14 protein-coding genes and 1 pseudogene are annotated in these 16456 nt (G+C 69.6%); 4 read left to right on the forward strand and 11 right to left on the reverse strand.

The window, feature by feature from the left end:
* Positions 1–8: 8 nt before the first annotated feature.
* From FL344_RS35735 to FL344_RS35755, 5 genes and pseudogenes are all read right to left on the reverse strand, one after another.
* Positions 9–2318, reverse strand: a complete 2310-nt coding sequence (locus FL344_RS35735) for a hypothetical protein (RefSeq protein WP_141621672.1) — start codon at positions 2316–2318, stop codon at positions 9–11.
* A gap of 462 nt (positions 2319–2780) precedes the next feature.
* Positions 2781–2948 (reverse strand): annotated as a pseudogene (locus FL344_RS39575) (transposase zinc-binding domain-containing protein); the annotation flags it as partial.
* A gap of 56 nt (positions 2949–3004) precedes the next feature.
* Entirely contained in the window at positions 3005–3691 is a 687-nt protein-coding gene (locus FL344_RS35745; RefSeq protein ID WP_141621678.1) for a tRNA1(Val) (adenine(37)-N6)-methyltransferase, read from the reverse strand.
* Positions 3692–3808: 117 nt separating this feature from the next.
* Positions 3809–4954 (reverse strand): DUF1015 family protein, encoded by a 1146-nt coding sequence (locus FL344_RS35750; protein ID WP_194858567.1) that lies wholly within the window; start codon positions 4952–4954, stop codon positions 3809–3811.
* 68 nt (positions 4955–5022) lie between these two features.
* Positions 5023–6498 carry a hypothetical protein gene (locus FL344_RS35755; protein ID WP_141621679.1) on the reverse strand — a complete coding sequence of 492 codons (1476 nt, stop codon included), beginning with the start codon at positions 6496–6498 and terminating at the stop codon, positions 5023–5025.
* 168 nt (positions 6499–6666) lie between these two features.
* On the opposite strand from FL344_RS35755, the gene FL344_RS35760 reads away from it, so the two are divergent.
* Positions 6667–8133: a deoxyribodipyrimidine photo-lyase gene (locus FL344_RS35760; RefSeq protein ID WP_141621673.1), complete on the forward strand. Its 1467-nt coding sequence runs from the start codon at positions 6667–6669 to the stop codon at positions 8131–8133.
* 104 nt (positions 8134–8237) lie between these two features.
* The gene (locus FL344_RS35765; protein ID WP_140792507.1) at positions 8238–8558 is read left to right on the forward strand and encodes a polyhydroxyalkanoic acid system family protein; all 321 of its coding nucleotides are present in this window, start codon (positions 8238–8240) and stop codon (positions 8556–8558) included.
* A 27-nt stretch (positions 8559–8585) separates the two neighbouring features.
* Here the strand turns inward: FL344_RS35765 and FL344_RS35770 are convergent, their stop codons facing one another.
* Genes FL344_RS35770 through FL344_RS35795 form a run of 6 tightly spaced genes read right to left on the reverse strand, consistent with a single transcriptional unit; the run spans position 8586 to position 15903 of the window.
* The gene (locus FL344_RS35770; RefSeq protein ID WP_141621674.1) at positions 8586–10388 is read right to left on the reverse strand and encodes a protein-glutamate O-methyltransferase; all 1803 of its coding nucleotides are present in this window, start codon (positions 10386–10388) and stop codon (positions 8586–8588) included.
* Entirely contained in the window at positions 10382–11386 is a 1005-nt protein-coding gene (locus tag FL344_RS35775; protein WP_141621675.1) for a chemotaxis protein CheB, read from the reverse strand. The genes FL344_RS35770 and FL344_RS35775 overlap by 7 nt, the downstream gene beginning before the upstream one ends.
* Positions 11387–11423: 37 nt before the next feature.
* The gene (locus FL344_RS35780) at positions 11424–13757 is read right to left on the reverse strand and encodes a hybrid sensor histidine kinase/response regulator (RefSeq protein WP_141621676.1); all 2334 of its coding nucleotides are present in this window, start codon (positions 13755–13757) and stop codon (positions 11424–11426) included.
* A gap of 33 nt (positions 13758–13790) precedes the next feature.
* The gene (locus FL344_RS35785) at positions 13791–15044 is read right to left on the reverse strand and encodes a methyl-accepting chemotaxis protein (protein ID WP_141621677.1); all 1254 of its coding nucleotides are present in this window, start codon (positions 15042–15044) and stop codon (positions 13791–13793) included.
* A gap of 5 nt (positions 15045–15049) precedes the next feature.
* Positions 15050–15424, reverse strand: a complete 375-nt coding sequence (locus FL344_RS35790; RefSeq protein ID WP_020478840.1) for a CheW domain-containing protein — start codon at positions 15422–15424, stop codon at positions 15050–15052.
* Positions 15421–15903 (reverse strand): chemotaxis protein CheW, encoded by a 483-nt coding sequence (locus tag FL344_RS35795; protein WP_011554146.1) that lies wholly within the window; start codon positions 15901–15903, stop codon positions 15421–15423. Before FL344_RS35795 ends, FL344_RS35790 begins: the two co-directional genes overlap by 4 nt.
* 25 nt (positions 15904–15928) lie before the next feature.
* Between FL344_RS35795 and FL344_RS35800 the strand changes: the two genes are divergently transcribed.
* Together FL344_RS35800 and FL344_RS35805 are read left to right on the forward strand one after the other, a co-directional pair.
* Positions 15929–16096 (forward strand): hypothetical protein, encoded by a 168-nt coding sequence (locus FL344_RS35800; protein WP_153881193.1) that lies wholly within the window; start codon positions 15929–15931, stop codon positions 16094–16096.
* Positions 16074–16456: response regulator (locus FL344_RS35805; protein WP_141592873.1), on the forward strand; the 383-nt coding region annotated here is incomplete at its 3' end. The genes FL344_RS35800 and FL344_RS35805, both read left to right, overlap by 23 nt.

Here is a 16456-nt window from a genome sequence, read left to right on the forward strand (position 1 = left end):
TACGAGCTTCATGAGCGTCTCGTGGGCTCGGAGTTGTGTATAAGAGACAGCTGCTGCTCGGCCCAGCAGCGGACCGCGTACGCCTCCAACTCCGGCAGCACGGAGATAACATCGTCGACCCGCTCCTCCGTCAGCCCCTCGCCCCCGGTGAAGCCCCACCAGCGCGCCAGCGCCATTGGGGGCGGGCGGTCGGACCAAAGGCACGCGAAGAAGGCCTGAGCCCACGCGGGCTGGCCCCCAGCGACCAGCCCATTCAGAACGGGCCAGAAGTCCGCAGGGTCCTCTCCCGCATGGTCGGCATCAAGCAGCAGCAGCTCAGCATCGTCCCTCAGCTCGGCGGGCGCTATGGACGAAGGCGGCCGGGGCAGCGTGGTGATGACGACGGCCAGCCGACTCGCCGCGGAGCCGTCGTCCCAGACGCAGCTCACCGTCCGGTGCCACAGAGTCAGGGCATTCCTAAACGAGAGGTGGGCGGTGGCGATGCGCTGCGCCAGGCGCATGGCGATTCCTGGCAACCGCGCCTGCTCCCCCGCCTCGGCCACCTGCTCCAGCCGTAGGGTGAGTTCCTCAAGCTCCGGGAGGCTGAGCTCCGTGGACGCGTCGAGCCGCTGGTCGAGCAGGCCCAGTGACTCAAGCGCCCGCACGTGCTTGCTCTCCGCGATGAGCGTCTCCAACATCGCCAGCTCGTTCTTCAGCCGGGCTTGGCCACGCTCGAGGGACCAGTCGAGGTACGGGCGTGCCTCCAAAATGGCCCTCAGCTCGGGCCTGGGTGCGCCGAGGCCCTCAAGCCGCGCACAGGCCTCCTGGAGCTGCTCCTCTAGGCTATAGAGCGCCCGCCCGCGCGCGTCGCGCAGGTGGGTACGGACTTCGGCCGCGCACTCCTGAAGCTTCTGCGCGACCTCCGGGTCGGAGGACTGCCGGGCCTTCGAGATGAGTTCCCGGATGCGATCCGGCAGGGACGCCGAACCGCCGACGCCCTCCGCCTCCAGGACCATGCGCAGCCGCTCGAGCTGCTGCTCAAGCCCGTCGCACGCGGCCTTTACCCTGTCCTGGGCTCCGCGCCGCAGGGGGATGAGGTTCTTGATGCGCTCTTGGGTGAGCTCGATTCCCGCCGTGTCCATGGCGTCGAACTGGGCGTTGTGCTCCTGCTGGAGCTGCTCGAACTGGGCTGAGTACCGCTGGAGTTCCTCGTACGCCGAGAGAAGCTGCGAGGCACAGGACTCGATGATCTGCCAATGCTCGTTATCCGCCGGGTCGGGAGCTGCCGCGCTCATCCCCGCCAACTCCGGAACGAGTAGATGCGGCTCGGGCGCCGCCTCGGACACCGCCGGGGTCGGCAGAGGTGGCTCTGGAGCGGTTACCACCGGGGCCTGTGCGACAGGCTTCGCAGGGAATTCGACGAGAGGCGGCTCGGTTACGGGGGGCGTAGCGGAAGGGAGCGATCCAGGCTGAGAGGCGCCTGCGGCAGGGGTCTCTGGGACCAGCGGGCCCACGGGGACACTTTGGGGGGCGGGCAGGGCTTGGAGGGCGCGGGTGAGCCGCGAGACGGGAGGCGGTGCCGCCAGCGCCTGGGACGGGAGCACCCCCACGCCAGGAGGCAGGGAGGGTGCTCCTGCGAGGACGTTCTTCGACGCGGCCTGCTGGACTTCGAAGTACCTAGCGAAGCCGCTGCCCAGCGGGAGCAGGACTCGGACGAAGCTCGCCGCACTATCGGGCTGGAGTAGCCCGAAGGCCAAAGCGAAGAGCGCGAGCGCCTCATCGCGGCCACCCGGCTGTATGACGACAGTCGCCTGCCTCCTCCTCAATCCCGCGACGGCGTCCCGGAACTTCGCTGGGTCCAGGAACAACGCGTCCCCGCGAGGGACCTGCGCTTGGCTGATGACGTCGGCATAAACCTTCTGGCCTCGCGAGTCACGCAGGTAACCGTAGAGCAGACGATGGAAGCAAGCATCCACCACCATGCCGGAGCGCGACCTGAAGAGCACCAAGGTCTCCAGCTTCCGGCGGAAGTCCGGGTCGTCCAACTGCTTCCGCATCTGTCCATCAGAGTCAGACCCGGACCGGTGGCCCGCGAGGCTCAGCACCCGGCTCGGCCACGTCTTGTGGAACTTGTACACCTCCTTGACGAGGTGGTTGGAGATGGACGGCGGCAGTGGCCCACGAGGGTTGAGCGGGGCGAAGCGGGACACCAACGACTCCACGCCAATACCGGGCGGGGAGACCTCGCCCGTAAATGCGGCCAGCGGCGCCAGTTGCGGAAGGAGGCGCCCCTTCGCGCCACTGAAGCCCCGAATATTACCTCCCTTGGATGAACCCATGCAGGATGTTCCTCGCCGTCAGGGAGACGTCGCGCCCCGTCACCAGTCCAGACGTGCGGCCCCATTCTAGGGAGAACCCACCTAGGAGGGAAACCGCCAATCCTTGGCCTCTCGGCTACGTATAGGCGGGATAGAGGCCCTGTTGAGGGTGAGGGCTGGAGCGGAGGGGCCGAGGAGGGCCGCTGACGGGGCCTCCCGAGCGATGCTCCCGGCCGGTGGACAGAACGCTTGAACCCCCTTGGGGTACACGCCTGCCCAGGCCGCGCTCCCATCAGGTGCGTGGCAGGGGCTGCCGGCTTGGTGGCTGTCTTGCGCCTCAACACCACGCGGCATGAGGAGGCCCTCGTGCCGGGGCCAACCTCGCACAGGCCGGGGGCAAGCCCAGGTGCTCCAGAATCGCCCGTGACGGTAGGGCACGTGCGGCAGCACCCGCTCCACCAGGTGCACCGCCATCACCTGCGCCCGCTTCGCGTTGCAGGAGGGACACCCCCCTCGACCCTTGCACGAGAAGGCGACGAGCAGTTCGTCATTACAACTCTCGCAGCGCACTCGCGCGAATCCGTGCACCAGCACGCCGCACTCCAAGCACCTGGCGAAGTCCCGCTCCACGTACCGGGGCAGGCCACGCCCCACGTCGCTCGCCTCCGCCAGCAGCGTGGCAAGGTTCTCCCTCACCGCCTCGTACTTCACATCAGCATCGCGTTTACCTCGTCCGTGAACGCGTGCTCGTCATCCCCATGAAGCACCAGGGGCGGCAGTACCGTCAGGTCCGCCCTGCCCGCCTTGACGGCATGGAGCAGCACCAGCTTCGCGGGCCGGTCCACCAGCGGATGCACCCACCGCGCGGTACGCGGCTCCATCCGGTGGAGCCGCAGCACAGACGTCAGCTCGCCAAACCGTGACGCCGGGTACACCATGAACAGCGCGCCTCGCGGCACCAGCAGGTGGTCCGCCGCCCGTACCACGTCCTGAAGCTCGCACGCCAACTCGTGCCGCGCAATCGCCTTCTCCATGGACACGCTGCTGCGCCCCGAGTCCTGCGTCCGGTACGGCGGATTGCACAGCACGTGCGCGAAGCTGCCCGCGGCGAACTGCATCCCCACCCGGCGCAGGTCTCCATGCACCAGGGACACCTCGCGCTCGCACCGGTTGAGGTACACGTTCCGCTCGGCCAGGGAGAACAGGCGCGCCTGAAGCTCCAGCGCGGTGATGTCCTTGCGTCCCAGCTTGCGCGCGAGCACCAGGGGGATGATTCCGCACCCGGTGCCCATGTCCATCAGCCGGCCCCACTGCGCCGCGCCTTCGTCCATGGCGAAGTGCGCCAGCAGCAGTGGGTCCAACGTGAAGCGGTATCCCTGACGGCGTTGCAGCACCCGGCCCCCCGCCGCAAATCGAGTCCAGCGTCTCCCCAGCCTTGGCTGGAGTTCGAGCGGAACACGCCGGGGTTTGTCCTCCGGCGAGCTTGGGCTCAGGACCCGCACGCCAGGAGGTCAGGCTTCCCGGTCCAGGTAAAGCAGCCCCGCCGGTGGCAACGGTTCGACGCGAAGTGTGCTGGGTGGCAGCGTCGCCTGCGCCTCCATCACCGCGCGCACCTCCCACAGCGGCGGCGGATTGAGGGCGAAGCCCGCCTGAAACATCCCCGACTCCACGCCCTGCACCAGCGACTCCAGCCCCTGCACCGGAAACACCTGCGAGTGCCCCGGCGCCTCCGGATCCTTGATGCCCAGCACGGTCCGCAGCACCAGCGCGTTCAGCAGCGCCAGGTCCAGGCTCCGCAACGTGGGATTGCGCGGCGCCCCCTTCAGGTGCGCCAGGTCCAACCCCTGCCGAAACCGGAGGATGCGGCCTCGCCCTCCCGGCAATACCAGCAGCACGGCGTGGTGCCCGGTGATGAGCGTGGCCAGTCGCTCTCGCGCCACCGCCAGACCGCGCGGAGTGTTCAAGGGCTCATCCAGCTCGTAGACGCGCGCATACGCCGTCACCAGCGTGAGGAACGTCTCCTCCTTGAAGGTCTCCACGCCCTTGAGCGCGCGGTGGATGGGCAGCAACTCCAGGCCCGGGTCGGACAGGGGAACGACGGCCGCCAGCGTCGGGCCGCGCTCATCCAACGCCGCCAGCGGGCGCATGGGCGCTTCATCCAGCACGGCCTGGAGCCGCTTCGACACGGGAGAAGGCTCGATGCGCCGCAGCGACAGGGTGTTCTGTCCGTAGCGCCCTTCCCACACGACGATGGCGCGCGCAGAAGCCTCCGCGAGCAGTCCGCGCAGCACGCCATGGTCATCCGCGGTCAGCGTGACAGCGGGCTCCGCTTCCCAAGCCCTGGGCCGGTAAGGGTCATGCTCCAGCGAGGCGCCCGCATCCGGATTCAGGGCACACAGGAGGAAGCGCACCGGCGGGCCGCCGAGCTTGCCAGCGGGTCCCTGCACCTCCACCAGGTACATCGCGGGGCGTGTGTCCCTCAGCAGCGCGCCCGAGTCCCGCAGGCGCCGCAGCTCCGCCGTGGGATTGGCCGCCTCCAGAAGGGGGCGAACGTGTGACGGCTGGGGCACCGCATTGCCACGCGGCACGTAGCCGCTGGGCTCCAGCGAGGAATCCAGCGAGCCAAGAAGGGCCGAAAATGGATTGACGCGCGCCATGTCGGGAGGAAGGTGGTGCCTCCTGCCCCGCCGTGCCATGGCGCGCGCCTGGTTGCCCTAGGCCTCGTCTACCACCAGACGTTCGTGTACGGCCGGTCCTTCTCTGAGCGGCCAGCCATCTTCAGGGCGGAGCGGTCCACGCTCTCCTCCCACAGCAGGCTCACCGTGGTGATGGCCCCCGCCGAACCGAGGAACGACAGGACGTACGGCGTGGACTGATCGAAACCACCCAGCACCAGGCCGGAGAGGAGCAGCACCACCGCGCCCACGCCGCCGCCGAAGATGTTGGCTCGGACGATCTGGGACGGCGTCGGGTTGTAACGCATGGTGGCCAGCGCCAGCGCGCCCGCTCCGATGCCCGGCGCCAGCAGCAGCGTGTCCCGCCACGTCTTGCCGGACACGGGCGTCCCGGAGAAGTGGATGATGGCCAACAGCAGCGCCGCGTAGGCCGCGCCCCAGCCCGCACCGGACGAAATCAGCAAGCCGTCGTTGAGCGGAAGCTGGCCACCGCCAATGCCCGCCGTGAGCCACGCGCCCAGCTCCGCGCCCAGGAAGGCGGACCACGTGAGGACGCCCGCGTCCTGCGTGAAGAGGTCCATCAGGCCCGCGGTGAACATGCCGCCCACCACCGAGTTGGCGATGCCGAAAGTGGCCATGGGGCGGTCCACCCAGTTGTTGAACTGCCACCACGACGAGGCACCGAAACCCAGGCCCGCGCCAATGAGAGTGCCCGCCAGCATCGCCTCACGCGAGCTCTTGTCGAAGTTGAAGTCGCTGGCGAACGCCTGCGTGAAGAAGCCACCCAGCGCGCCCAGCGTCGTGTGATGCACGATGAAGCTGAAGCTGCCCGGACCGGAGAGGAACGGGCCCTGGCGCGGCCTGCCGTCCAGCATCACCCCGGTGTCCTCGACGGGAGGCACGCCCCGCTTCGCCGTGGCCCGGTCGTCCGGCGTCAGCGGCGACTGCGGCTTCGTCCGCAGCGAGTCCGGATCCGGAGGCAGCGTGGGCGCGTCGCTCGCCGTCGCGGTGTCACCCGGGTAGCGAGCCGGGTCCTGCGCATCCGAAGGGGGATAGGCGTTCTGCGCCGGGGGGTAGCTCTGCTGCGGCTGCGGCTGCGCATACGGGTCAACCGGCTGCTGCGGCTGCGCGTACGGGTCCGCGGGCTGCGTGGACTGCGGCGGTTGCGCATATGGATCCGCTGACGGCTGCTGCGTCTGCGGCTGCGCATACGGGTCCACCGGCTGCTGCGTCTGCGGCGGCTGCGCATACGGGTCCGCGGGCTGCGCGGACGCCGGCGGCTGCGCGTATGGGTCCGCAGGTTGCTGCGTCTGCGTCTGCGGCGGCTGCGCGTACGAGTCCGCGGGCTGCTGCGGCGCCGTCTGGCGATACGTGGGCTGCGGAGGGGCCGCATAACCCGCGGGGGCAGACGGAGGCTGCGCAGACCCCGGGGATGGATAGGTTCCGTCAGCCTGCGCCTTCGCGGGCTCCGGAAGGACCAGCGCGAGAGCGAGGGCGGTGATGGGGAGATAGCTCCAGCTTCTCAATGATGACACGCAAGGACTCCTTCGGTCCGGCCGGACGGGAGAAAACCACAACCTGTCCTCGGGTGTCGGAAATTGGAGCGCCATCCGACCTTCGCTGTCCCCTCGTTCACAGCCACGCACTTCTTTTCCTCCGCGACGCGAATGCGGCTCGCGTATCAGTGAGGCCCCATGCCTGAAGGCTTCTCGTGGTCCGAACTCGGCGTCGATTCGGCGCGCGTCCAGGTGGTGAAGGACCTCCCTCTTCCTTCCGGCCGCCGCGACTTCGTCCTCTACTGGTGCATGGTCAACCATCGCGCCGAGCAGAACCAGGCGCTGGATGCCGCCATCGGCCTGGGCAACCACCTGGGCCTGCCCGTCGTCGTCTACCAGGCCATCCGTCCGGACTACCCCCATGCCTCCGACAGGCTCCACGCCTGGGCCCTGGAGGGGATGATGGACATGGCCACCGGCTGCGCCGCGCGCGGGCTGCCCTACTGGCTGGAGCTGCCCCGGACCTCGAAGGAGCACCGTCCCCGGCTGGCCCAGCTCGGCCGGCGCGCCGCCGCCATCGTGTCAGACCTGTTCCCCACGTACATCATCCCGGGCCACCTGCGTGGCGCCGCCAAGGCCCTGGACGTGCCGCTGTTCGCCGTGGATGCGTCATGCGTGGTGCCCATGCAGCGCATCGCCACGCGACAGATTGGCGCCTATACCTTGCGGCCCAAGCTGAAGAAGCTGTGGCCGGAGTACCTGGACCGCGCCGTGCCCAACCGCGCGGTGAAGGCCGCCGCGGCCGGACGCAAGCTGGAGCCGAACTTCGCCACGTCGGACGCTCGCGAGGCCCGCGAGTCCCTGGACGCCTTCGACTTCGACCATTCGGTGGCGCCCATCCAGGAGCGCGGCGGACGCAAAGCGGGCCTCGAGGCGCTCCAGGCCTTCGTGCACCAACGGTTGGAGGGCTATGACGAAGGCCGCAACGACCCGGGCCTGGCGCGGCAGTCCAACCTGTCCCCCTTCTTCCACTGGGGCAACCTCTTCGCGGGAGAAGCCGCGCGCGCCGCCATCCGCGCACGCGGCGCGCAGGATGCTTCGGTCCAGGGCTTCCTGGAGGAACTGCTCGTCCGCCGTGAGCTGGGCTTCAACTACTGCTTCCACACGCCGGGGCCGCAGCAGCTCTCCGTGGCCTCCCTGCCTCCGTGGGCAAAGGAGACGCTCACCCGCCACCAGAAAGACGCGCGCGAGCACCGCTATTCTTTGAAGCAATTGGAGACAGCACGGACCGCGGACGGCTTGTGGAACGCGGCCCAGCGCGAGCTGGTGGAGCGTGGCCGCATCCACAACTACCTGCGCATGCTGTGGGGGAAGAAAATCCTGGAGTGGACGCCATCCCCCAAGGAAGCGCTGCAACGCATCGCGTTCCTCAATGACAAGTACGCGGTGGATGGCAGGGACCCCGCGAGCGTCGCCAACTTCATGTGGGTGCTGGGACTGCATGACCGCCCCTTCCAGGAGCGGCAGGTGCTGGGCAAGGTGCGGCCCATGAGCTCCCTGCGCACGGCGGCCAAGTACAACCTGGCCCCCTACCTGGAGCGCTGGGGCCGCCCGGAGGACCCACCGGTGAAGCTCAAGCGCGTTCGCAAGACGGCAGGCCCGTGAGCAAGCCTGTTGACATCCGCGCGCCCAAAAGTGACACGGCGGTTCCATTCCCGCTCGGGCACGGATAAACGCACGAAGCGGGACACCGAGATCAGGAGCCAGCCATGGGAATGATGAAGTTCGATATCCCCCACTCCCTCCCCAAGGAGGAGGTCAAGCAGCGCGTCGATCAGCTGCTCCAGTACTGGGGCGGCAAGTACGGCGTGAAGGCGGACTGGCAGGGGGAAGGCGCGAAAATCGTCGGCAAGGTGATGGGCATCCAGATGGATGCCTCGTTCGTCATCACCGACAAGGCCGTCGAGGGTGAGGGCACCGACCCTGGCATGCTGCTGCGCGGCCAGGCCAAGAGCTACCTGCAGAAGAAGTTCGGCGCCGTGCTCGACCCGAGCAAGAGCCTGGACCAGGTGAAGAGCAGCCTGGACTGACGTGAAGCCGGGGAAGCGGCCCCTGCCTCAGCGCAGGGGCTGCTCCTCCAGCGCGGCCAGGGCGTAACGCGCCGCGCGAGAGATGGCATCCGCCGAGTCCGGCATCTCCGGGTAGTGCCCCGCGAGGGGACGCTGCGGGAAGCGAAGCTGGGCAATGGCGTTGCGGTAGCTGCGGCGGGCCGCCTCATGGTCCTGCGTGCGCTCGTGCACCTGCGCCAGCAGGTAGTGGCCAATGGCCAGCGTGGGCTCCAGGAACAGGGCCTTGGCCAGCTCGGAGCGCGCCTCGCTCAACTCCCCTGCTTGCAACGCGGCGACCCCGCCGAACACCCGCGCCTCCACGCACAGCGGCTCGCGCTGAATGGCCTGCGCGAAGGCCTCGCGCGCCTCGGGGATGCGGCCGGTGAGCGAGAACAGGTTGCCCAGCGTCAGCAGCCCATCCAAGTCACTCGGCTCGTCCGCGAGCAGCCGCTGCACGCCAGCGATGGCCGCCGAGAAATCCCCCTGCGCCATCTTCCGCACCGCCATGGCCAGCCGCTCCGCCGGAGGCAGCAGCGTGGGCCAGGCGGGCACCTCCACGGTGGCCGCGCGGGGCGTGGGGGCCACGGCCGGAAGCTCGGTGGTGATGCGCGGACGGGCGGAGTCCCCGCTCCCCACCGTGGGCAGCTCCGCGGTGACACGCGAGCGCGCGACGCTGGAAGGCAGCGGCGCGGCGATGGCCGGCAGCGGCGAGTGAGGCGACACCGCGGGCAGCCGCCCCGGCACCACGGAACGCGGACTGGGAGAGGCACCCAGCGCCGGCAGCGTCACGCTGGGCGAGCCAGGCGCCGCCACCGACGACGACGCCACCGCGGGCAGCCGCGTCGTCAACGGGACGTCCTCGGGCTGCATCCGCTTGCGCAGGTCCGCGGTGAACGCGTCCGCGGGTACGGGCCTGCGCGCGGCGACATCGGGCTCGCCAGGATACGGCGTGATGCGCAGCGGCGGCGCCCGCATGCTCTTGTCGTTCAGCGGGCGGCGGTACACGAACGCCCCATCGACTTCGATCATCTCGAAGCGGTCGTAGACCTTGAAGAGGCTCTCCGAGTACCCCAGGAACAACAACCCGCCCGGCCGCAGCGCGGCGAGGAAGCGGTCCATCAACCCGCGGATGGTGGGCAGGTCGAAGTAGATGATGACGTTGCGGCAGAGGATGAGGTCCAGCGACGACAGGGCCACCTTGTCGAAGACGGGAACCGCCAGATTCTGTCCATCGAAGCGGATGTACTCACGCAGCGCGGGCAGCGCCTCATAACCCTCTTCCACGGGCTTGAAGAAGCGCGTCAGCCGCGCCTGGTTGATGCTGATGGCCCGCCGCGAGGTGAAGCGCCCCTGCTTCGCGGCCTCCACCGCGGCCAGGTTGAGGTCGGTGGCCCACAGGTCCACCTCCAGCGACAGCGCGCCCAGCTCCGCCAGCACCATGGCCAGGCTGTAGGGCTCCTCACCCGTCGCGCAGCCCGCGGACCAGATGGACACCTTGCGCATCTCGCGCCGCGAACGGGACACCAGCTCCGGCAGCACGCTCTTCTCCAGCGCGCGGAACTGCTTCGCGTCGCGGAAGAACTCCGTGTGCCCCACCGTCACCAGCGGCAACAGCGAGCGCAGCTCCTCTTCGCCACCGGCGCCCGTCAGGCGCTGGATGTAGTGCTCGGGCTCTTCCAGGCCCAGCACGGGCATCCGCGCCGACAGCGCCAGCCGGAGGCTGTGGAAGCCATCCGGCGTGATTTTCAGTCCCGCGCGCTCCAGCAGCAGCGCGGCGAGTTGCTGCAAGACTTTCTGGCTCGCCGTCAACACACATCCACCCACTGCATCAGCGCCGCGCCAATCCGGCTCAGTGGCAGCACTTCGTGCGCCGCGCCCATCAACACCGCCTCGCGCGGCATGCCCCAAACGACGCTCGACGCTTCGTCCTGGGCAATGGTCCGACCGCCGCGCTCTCGAATCTCCTTCAACCCTCGCGCCCCATCGCGCCCCATGCCCGTCAGGATGACCCCGATGCAGCGCGAGCCAAACGACTCGCCCGCGGAAGTCAGCAGCATGTCACAGGACGGCCGGAAACCGCGAAGCGCGGGGCCCGCGTCCAGCTCCAACCTGCCCTCCGGTCTGACCAAGAGGTGACTCCCCGACGGAGCGATGTACACCGTGCCCGGCGCCATGAGCACGTCATGTTCGGCCTCCAGCACGCGCAGCGCCGTTTCATTGGCCAGCCAGTGCGCCAGCCCTTCCGTGAAGCCGTCGCTGATGTGCTGGCAGTAGGCGATGGGCGCCGGGAAGGCGCGCGGAATCATCCGCAGCACCTGCGCCACCGCCTTGGGTCCGCCCAGGGACGCGGCGATGGCCACCAACGGATACGGAGGCGGCGGCTTCGCCTCACGCGCCGCTTGCTGTGGCGGCCGCGTCTGCACCTGCCGCACCGCCTTCACCTGCGCCAGCAGCACCAGCTTGCGCGACACATGCGCCCAGAACTCGGGCCCGGGGTTCGCCGGACGCTCCAGCACGTCCAGCGCGCCCGCCACCATCGCCTGGAAGGCCTCCTGGCCGGACAACACGCCGGGGTGCAACGCCAGCACCGGCACGGGCCGCTCCACCATGACGTGCTCGATGGCGGGCAGCGCGTCCAGCGCGCTCAGGTCCACCAGCACCACGTCCGGGAAGTGCCGCTGCACGGCCACCAGGGCGCCGGCGAAGTCCACCTCCGCCGGCCCCACGGGCACCAGGGATTCCCCATCGAACAGGCCCCGGGCCGCGAGCGCACGCAGCCCCTTGCCCACCATGAGCACCCGAAACGCCATACCTGCGACTGCCGCGCCACCGACCAAGCCTGGCTCCTCAGGTCAGCCGGTCGATGGCCTGCGCGAGAACCTCCACGCCCAGCTCGCCCTTGACGAGGTACGCGTCCGCGCCGGCATCCAACCCGCGCCGCTTGTCCTCGGGCGAGGCGAGCGACGACAGGATGATGACCGGAATGCGAGCCACCGCGGGCGTCGACTTGAGCCGCCGCGCCAGCGAGAACCCGTCCAGCTTGGGCATCTGCACGTCCGTGAGGATGAGGTCGTAGGTGTTGTTCTGCACCTTCACGTAGGCCTCTTCGCCGTCCTGGGCTTCCTCCACCGAGTGCCCCAGCGCCTTCACCAGCGCCCCTTCCGTGGCGCGGGCAATGGGCGAGTCGTCCACCAGCAGCACCCGGAGGCGCTTGGCGGCGGGGGCCTGGGTGACGGGGCGGGCCATCCGGCGCACCTCCGCCATGATGTCCGGAACATGGAGCAGCACGGCGATGCGCCCGTCCTCCAGCGCCGCGGTGCCGGCGATGAAGGGCGCGGCCTTGAGGAACTCGCCGCCGCAAGGCTTCACGGCCACTTCGCGCTCGTCCACGAAGCCGTCCACCACCAGCGCCGCGTGGTCCTCGCCGTGACGCACCACCACCGCGGGTGGCTTGTCGAAGCGATTGCCACCGTTGAGGCCCAACAGCGGCCCCAGCGCCACCAGCGCCGTGGGCTTGCCACGGTGCCGCACGGCCAGCGTGCCGAAGATCTCCAGCCGGTCATCCGGCTTGACGCGCATGACGGCTTCCACGTCCGCGGCGGGCATGCCGTAGACGTCGTCCCCCAGGCGCACCAGCAGCACCTTCATCAACGCCAGCGACTGCGGCAGGCGCAGGGTGATGGTGGAGCCACGGCCGATTCGGCTGCTCACGCCCACCGAGCCGCCCAGCGTCTCCACCTTGCGCTTCACCACGTCCATGCCCACGCCACGGCCAGACAGCTCGCTGACCTGGTCGCGGGTGGAGAAGCCGGGGCGGAAGATGAGCTCGATGGCCTCGCGCTCCGACAGCGCAGCGGCCTGCACCGCGTTGATGAGGCGCTTGGAGATGGCCGCCTGACGCAGCCGCTCCGGGTCGATGCCGCGGCCGTCGTCCTCCACCTCGATGTGGAGCATGTCGCCGTCCACGCGCACGCGGATGCGGATGCGGCCGTTGAGCGGCTTGCCCAGTTGCTGGCGCGTGTCCGGGGACTCCACGCCGTGGTCCACCGAGTTGCGCAGCAGGTGCACCAGCGCGTCGCGTACGTCACCCAGCATGGACCGGTCCACGCCGATGTCGGCGTTCTCGATGACCAGGTCCACTTCCTTGCCCTGCGTGCGCGACATCTCGCGAACGGCGCGCGGGAAGGCGTCGAACACGGTGGACAGCGGCACCAACCGGGCCTCGGCCACGTGGTCCGCCATCTTCGCCAGGTTGCCGTGCAGCGTGTTGATGCCGTCGTCGTTGCGGCGCACGAAGCGGAACGCGTCGTCGCGCAGCATGTGGAGGTCGCTCTCCACGCGGTCCAACTGCTCACGCACCTCGTTCGAGATGTCGATTTCTTCCGCCAGCCGGAGGAAGCGGTCCCCCAGGCGGCTGAAGCGCTCGAACAACGCCTCCGTCTCCGAGCTGCGCAGCCGGCCGCGGGCGCTCTCCACCAGCAGGTCGCCCGCGAGCAACCCCAGCGCGTCGAGCACCTCCACGTTGACGCGGATGCTCCGGTCGGCCACCGCGGACTTCGCGGCGCTCGGGGCCTCCTCGTCACGGCCATGCGCGGCAGCCGGGTGAGGCGCGGCTGCAGCGGCGTGCGCCCCCGGCTCGGCCACGGGGGCCTGCGTCGGGGGCGCTGCCACCGGATCCTGCACCGGCGCGGGCGGCGCGGCGACAGCCGCCGGTGCCACCACGGGCACGGCGACAGGGGCCGGCGGCGGCGCGGGAGGCGGCGCCACGGGCCGTGCGCCAGCGATGGCGGGCGGCGTCTGTCCGGAGACTTCCGCGAGCATGCGGACCATCTCCTCGCTGGCCGGGTTGCCCGTGTTGGCGCCGGACAGGTCTTCGTTGAGATCGGAGAGGACGTCGCACGCCCTGAGCAAGACGTCGGTGGCCACCTCCGTGGCCGTCTTGCCCTCGCGCTCTGCGCGCAGGACGTCCTCGGCGGCGTGCGCCAGCTGCCCGATGGCGGCCAGACCCAACATGCGGGCCTCGCCCTTCATCGTGTGCAGCTCGCGCGCGACGTCCTCCGCGGCCTGGTCCGCGGTCTCCTTCTCCAGGTCCAATACCCCCAGCTGAATCTTCTGGAGGCGGTCGGCGGTGACCTCCTGGAACTTCTTCAGGAGGGATTTCTTGAGAGCCTCGGTGTCCATGGCCGGCGTACGCCCCTCCCCTTCCAGGAAGCGCTAGTCGGCCTTGAACCGCTTGATGAGCTCGGCCAGCCGTCCGGCCAACTGCGTCAGCTCCGCGGCCGCGCCCGTGGCCTGCTTCGAGGCCTGCGTCGTCTGGCGCGTCACGTCCTCGATCTCCGCCATGGAGGCCACCACCTGCTCGGTGGCCGTGCGCTGCTGCTGCGTGGCGAGGTTGATGACGCGGGCCGCGTCGCTCGTCTCCTGGACGCCGGCGAGGATGCCTTCCACCGCCTGCGCCGCCACCGCGCCCAGCTTCTCACCGGACTCCGTGGCGGACTTGGACGCCTCGGCGGCGCCGGCCGCGGCGGCCGTGGCCTCGCGAATCTCGGTGATGAGGTTCTTGATCTCCTTGGTGGAGTCCAGGACGTTCTCCGCCAGACGCCGCATCTCCGCCGCGACGATGGAGAAGCCCTTGCCGGCCTCCCCCGCGCGGCTGCCTTCCAGCGCCGCGTTCAGCGCCAGCAGGTCGGAGCGGTCCGCGATCTCGTCGATGACCTCCACCACCGTGCCGATGCGCTCCACGCGCTTGGACAGCTTCGCGATGGAGTCCGCCACCGCGACGCCGTCGCTGCGGATCTGCTGCATGGCCTGGATGAACTCGCCAATGGCGCCCCGGCCCGCGCGCGCCGCGCCCAGCGTCTCTTCCGCCACGCGCGCCACGCTGCCCGCGTTCTCGGCGATCTGCGCCGACGCGTGCTTCAGCTCCTCCATGGTGGCGGTCGTCTCGTGGATGGCCGCCGCCTGCTCCGTGGAGGACGTCTCATGCTGCGTGGAGGCCGCCAGCACCTGGTTGGCGGACGAGGACAGCCTCAGCGCCGCCTCGTTGATCTCCCGCACGAAGGTGCGCAGCGTCTCGATGACCTTGCCGAAGCCCTCCAGCAGGGGCCCGAGCTGCGGGTCTTCGGTGGTGGTGTTCCACCGGGACAGGTCGCCCTCGCGCACCAGGCCGATGAGCGCGTCCAGCGCCTGGTCGATCTCCTGCGCCGCCACGTGCTTGCGGTGCTCGGAGGCCGCGAACTGGTCCAGCACCTGATTGAGCAGGTGCGCCAGCTCCGCGCCGGAGTCACCGACCAGCTCCTTGGGCACGCGGGCCTGCAGGTTGCCGGACAGCACCGTCAGCAGCGTGTCGGTGATGGCCTTCGTGGAGGAAGGGGTCGACGCCGCGTTCGTGGCGCCGGCCTTGGAGGCGGGGGCCTTCCGGGCGCGAGCCTTGCCAGCGGGCTTCTCGTTGGGGGTGTCCAGGGACATGTGTCTCAGTGCCTTCCTTGAGTCCTTGCGGTTTCGACCAGATCGATGAGCAACACGGTGCGGGCCTCTTCCAGGCACACACCGACTGCGTAGGCTGCGGCGCCGGCCGTGGGAGGCATCCGGCGCAAGGAATTGACGGGGATGGAGCGCACGCCGTGCACGGCGTCCACCTTGAGGTGGGCTTCACCCTCCGGGGTGTCGAAGACGATGGCGCGGTTGCCCCGGTGGGGCAGGCCCAGCTCCGCCAGCGTGAGGTCCTCCGGCAGCGCGCGGTCGATGCGCAGCACCTGGGACGCATCCGTGCCGTAGAGCGTGGCGCCGATGTCGAAGAAGAGGAGGTCCACCTCTTCCTCCTTCTCATGGAAGGCGTCGTCGTTCACCGCGCCACCGCCCGCTGCCGTGCCGTCTGGAGCAGCTTGGAGAAGTTGAGGAGGTTGATGGCTTCCTGGTTGCCGCTGGCCTGCACCACGCCCAGCAGGTGCTCGGCCGCGGCGTCGCCGCCCAGGGGCGGTGGGAGGATGTCCGCCACGGGAATGCGGCGCAGACCCAGCACCGTATCCGCGACGACGCCGGCCACGTAGCTGCCCGTGACGCCGACGAACAGGCGGGTGCGCGGGCCGATGCGGGCCTCTCCCTTGGAGAGGAAGCGCAGCAGGTCCAGCACCGGAAGCACCTCGCCCCGGTGGCCGGTGACGCCCATGATGAAGGACGGGGTCCGGGGCAAGGGCGTGAGCAGACCGGCCCGAAGCACTTCGAGCACGTTCTCACTGGGTACGCCCAGGCGGAGGTCGCCCACGCGGAAGCAGAAGAACTCCTGCTCCGGCCGGGCCTGGGCGGCCAAGGCGCGGTCCGGAGCCATCCGGAGTGCTCGCTGGAGGGGAGTCGTGGTCGTGGTCAAGGCGCCAAAGTATCCGGAGGCGATGAATAGCGGTCAAGAGGACCTGACGACCAGCCCGCCTGGTCGCCGTTTCGATGGTCCGCGCTGCACCAAAGGTGTAGGGTTCTACCGCGAAGCCCTTGAGGAGGACGATGTCGCGCGTACTGGTCATTGATGACAGCCCGATGCTGGTGGAGCTCACTGTCCGGGCGCTCACCGCCGCCGGCTACCAGGCGAGCGGCGCGCAGGACCTTGCCAGCCTCGAGCAGAAGCTCGCCGAGGGGCCGTTCTCGCTCATCCTCATGGACGTCAACATGCCGGAGATGTTCGGCGACGACGTCGTGGAGTACCTCCGCCGGCAGAAGAAGGTCACCGCGAAGCTGGTCCTCTATTCCGACATCTCCGAGGCGGAGTTGGACGGAAAGACGAAGGCTTCGGGGGCGGATGGCTACATCCTGAAGAGCGGTGGGCTCGAAGCCGTGCTCGGCGGGGTCATGGGTCTCATTGGCCCCCCCGCCCTGGGCATCCCCACCGC

The organism is Myxococcus sp. AB036A, assembly GCF_006547355.1.
GTDB classification, from domain to species: Bacteria; Myxococcota; Myxococcia; order Myxococcales; family Myxococcaceae; genus Myxococcus; species Myxococcus virescens.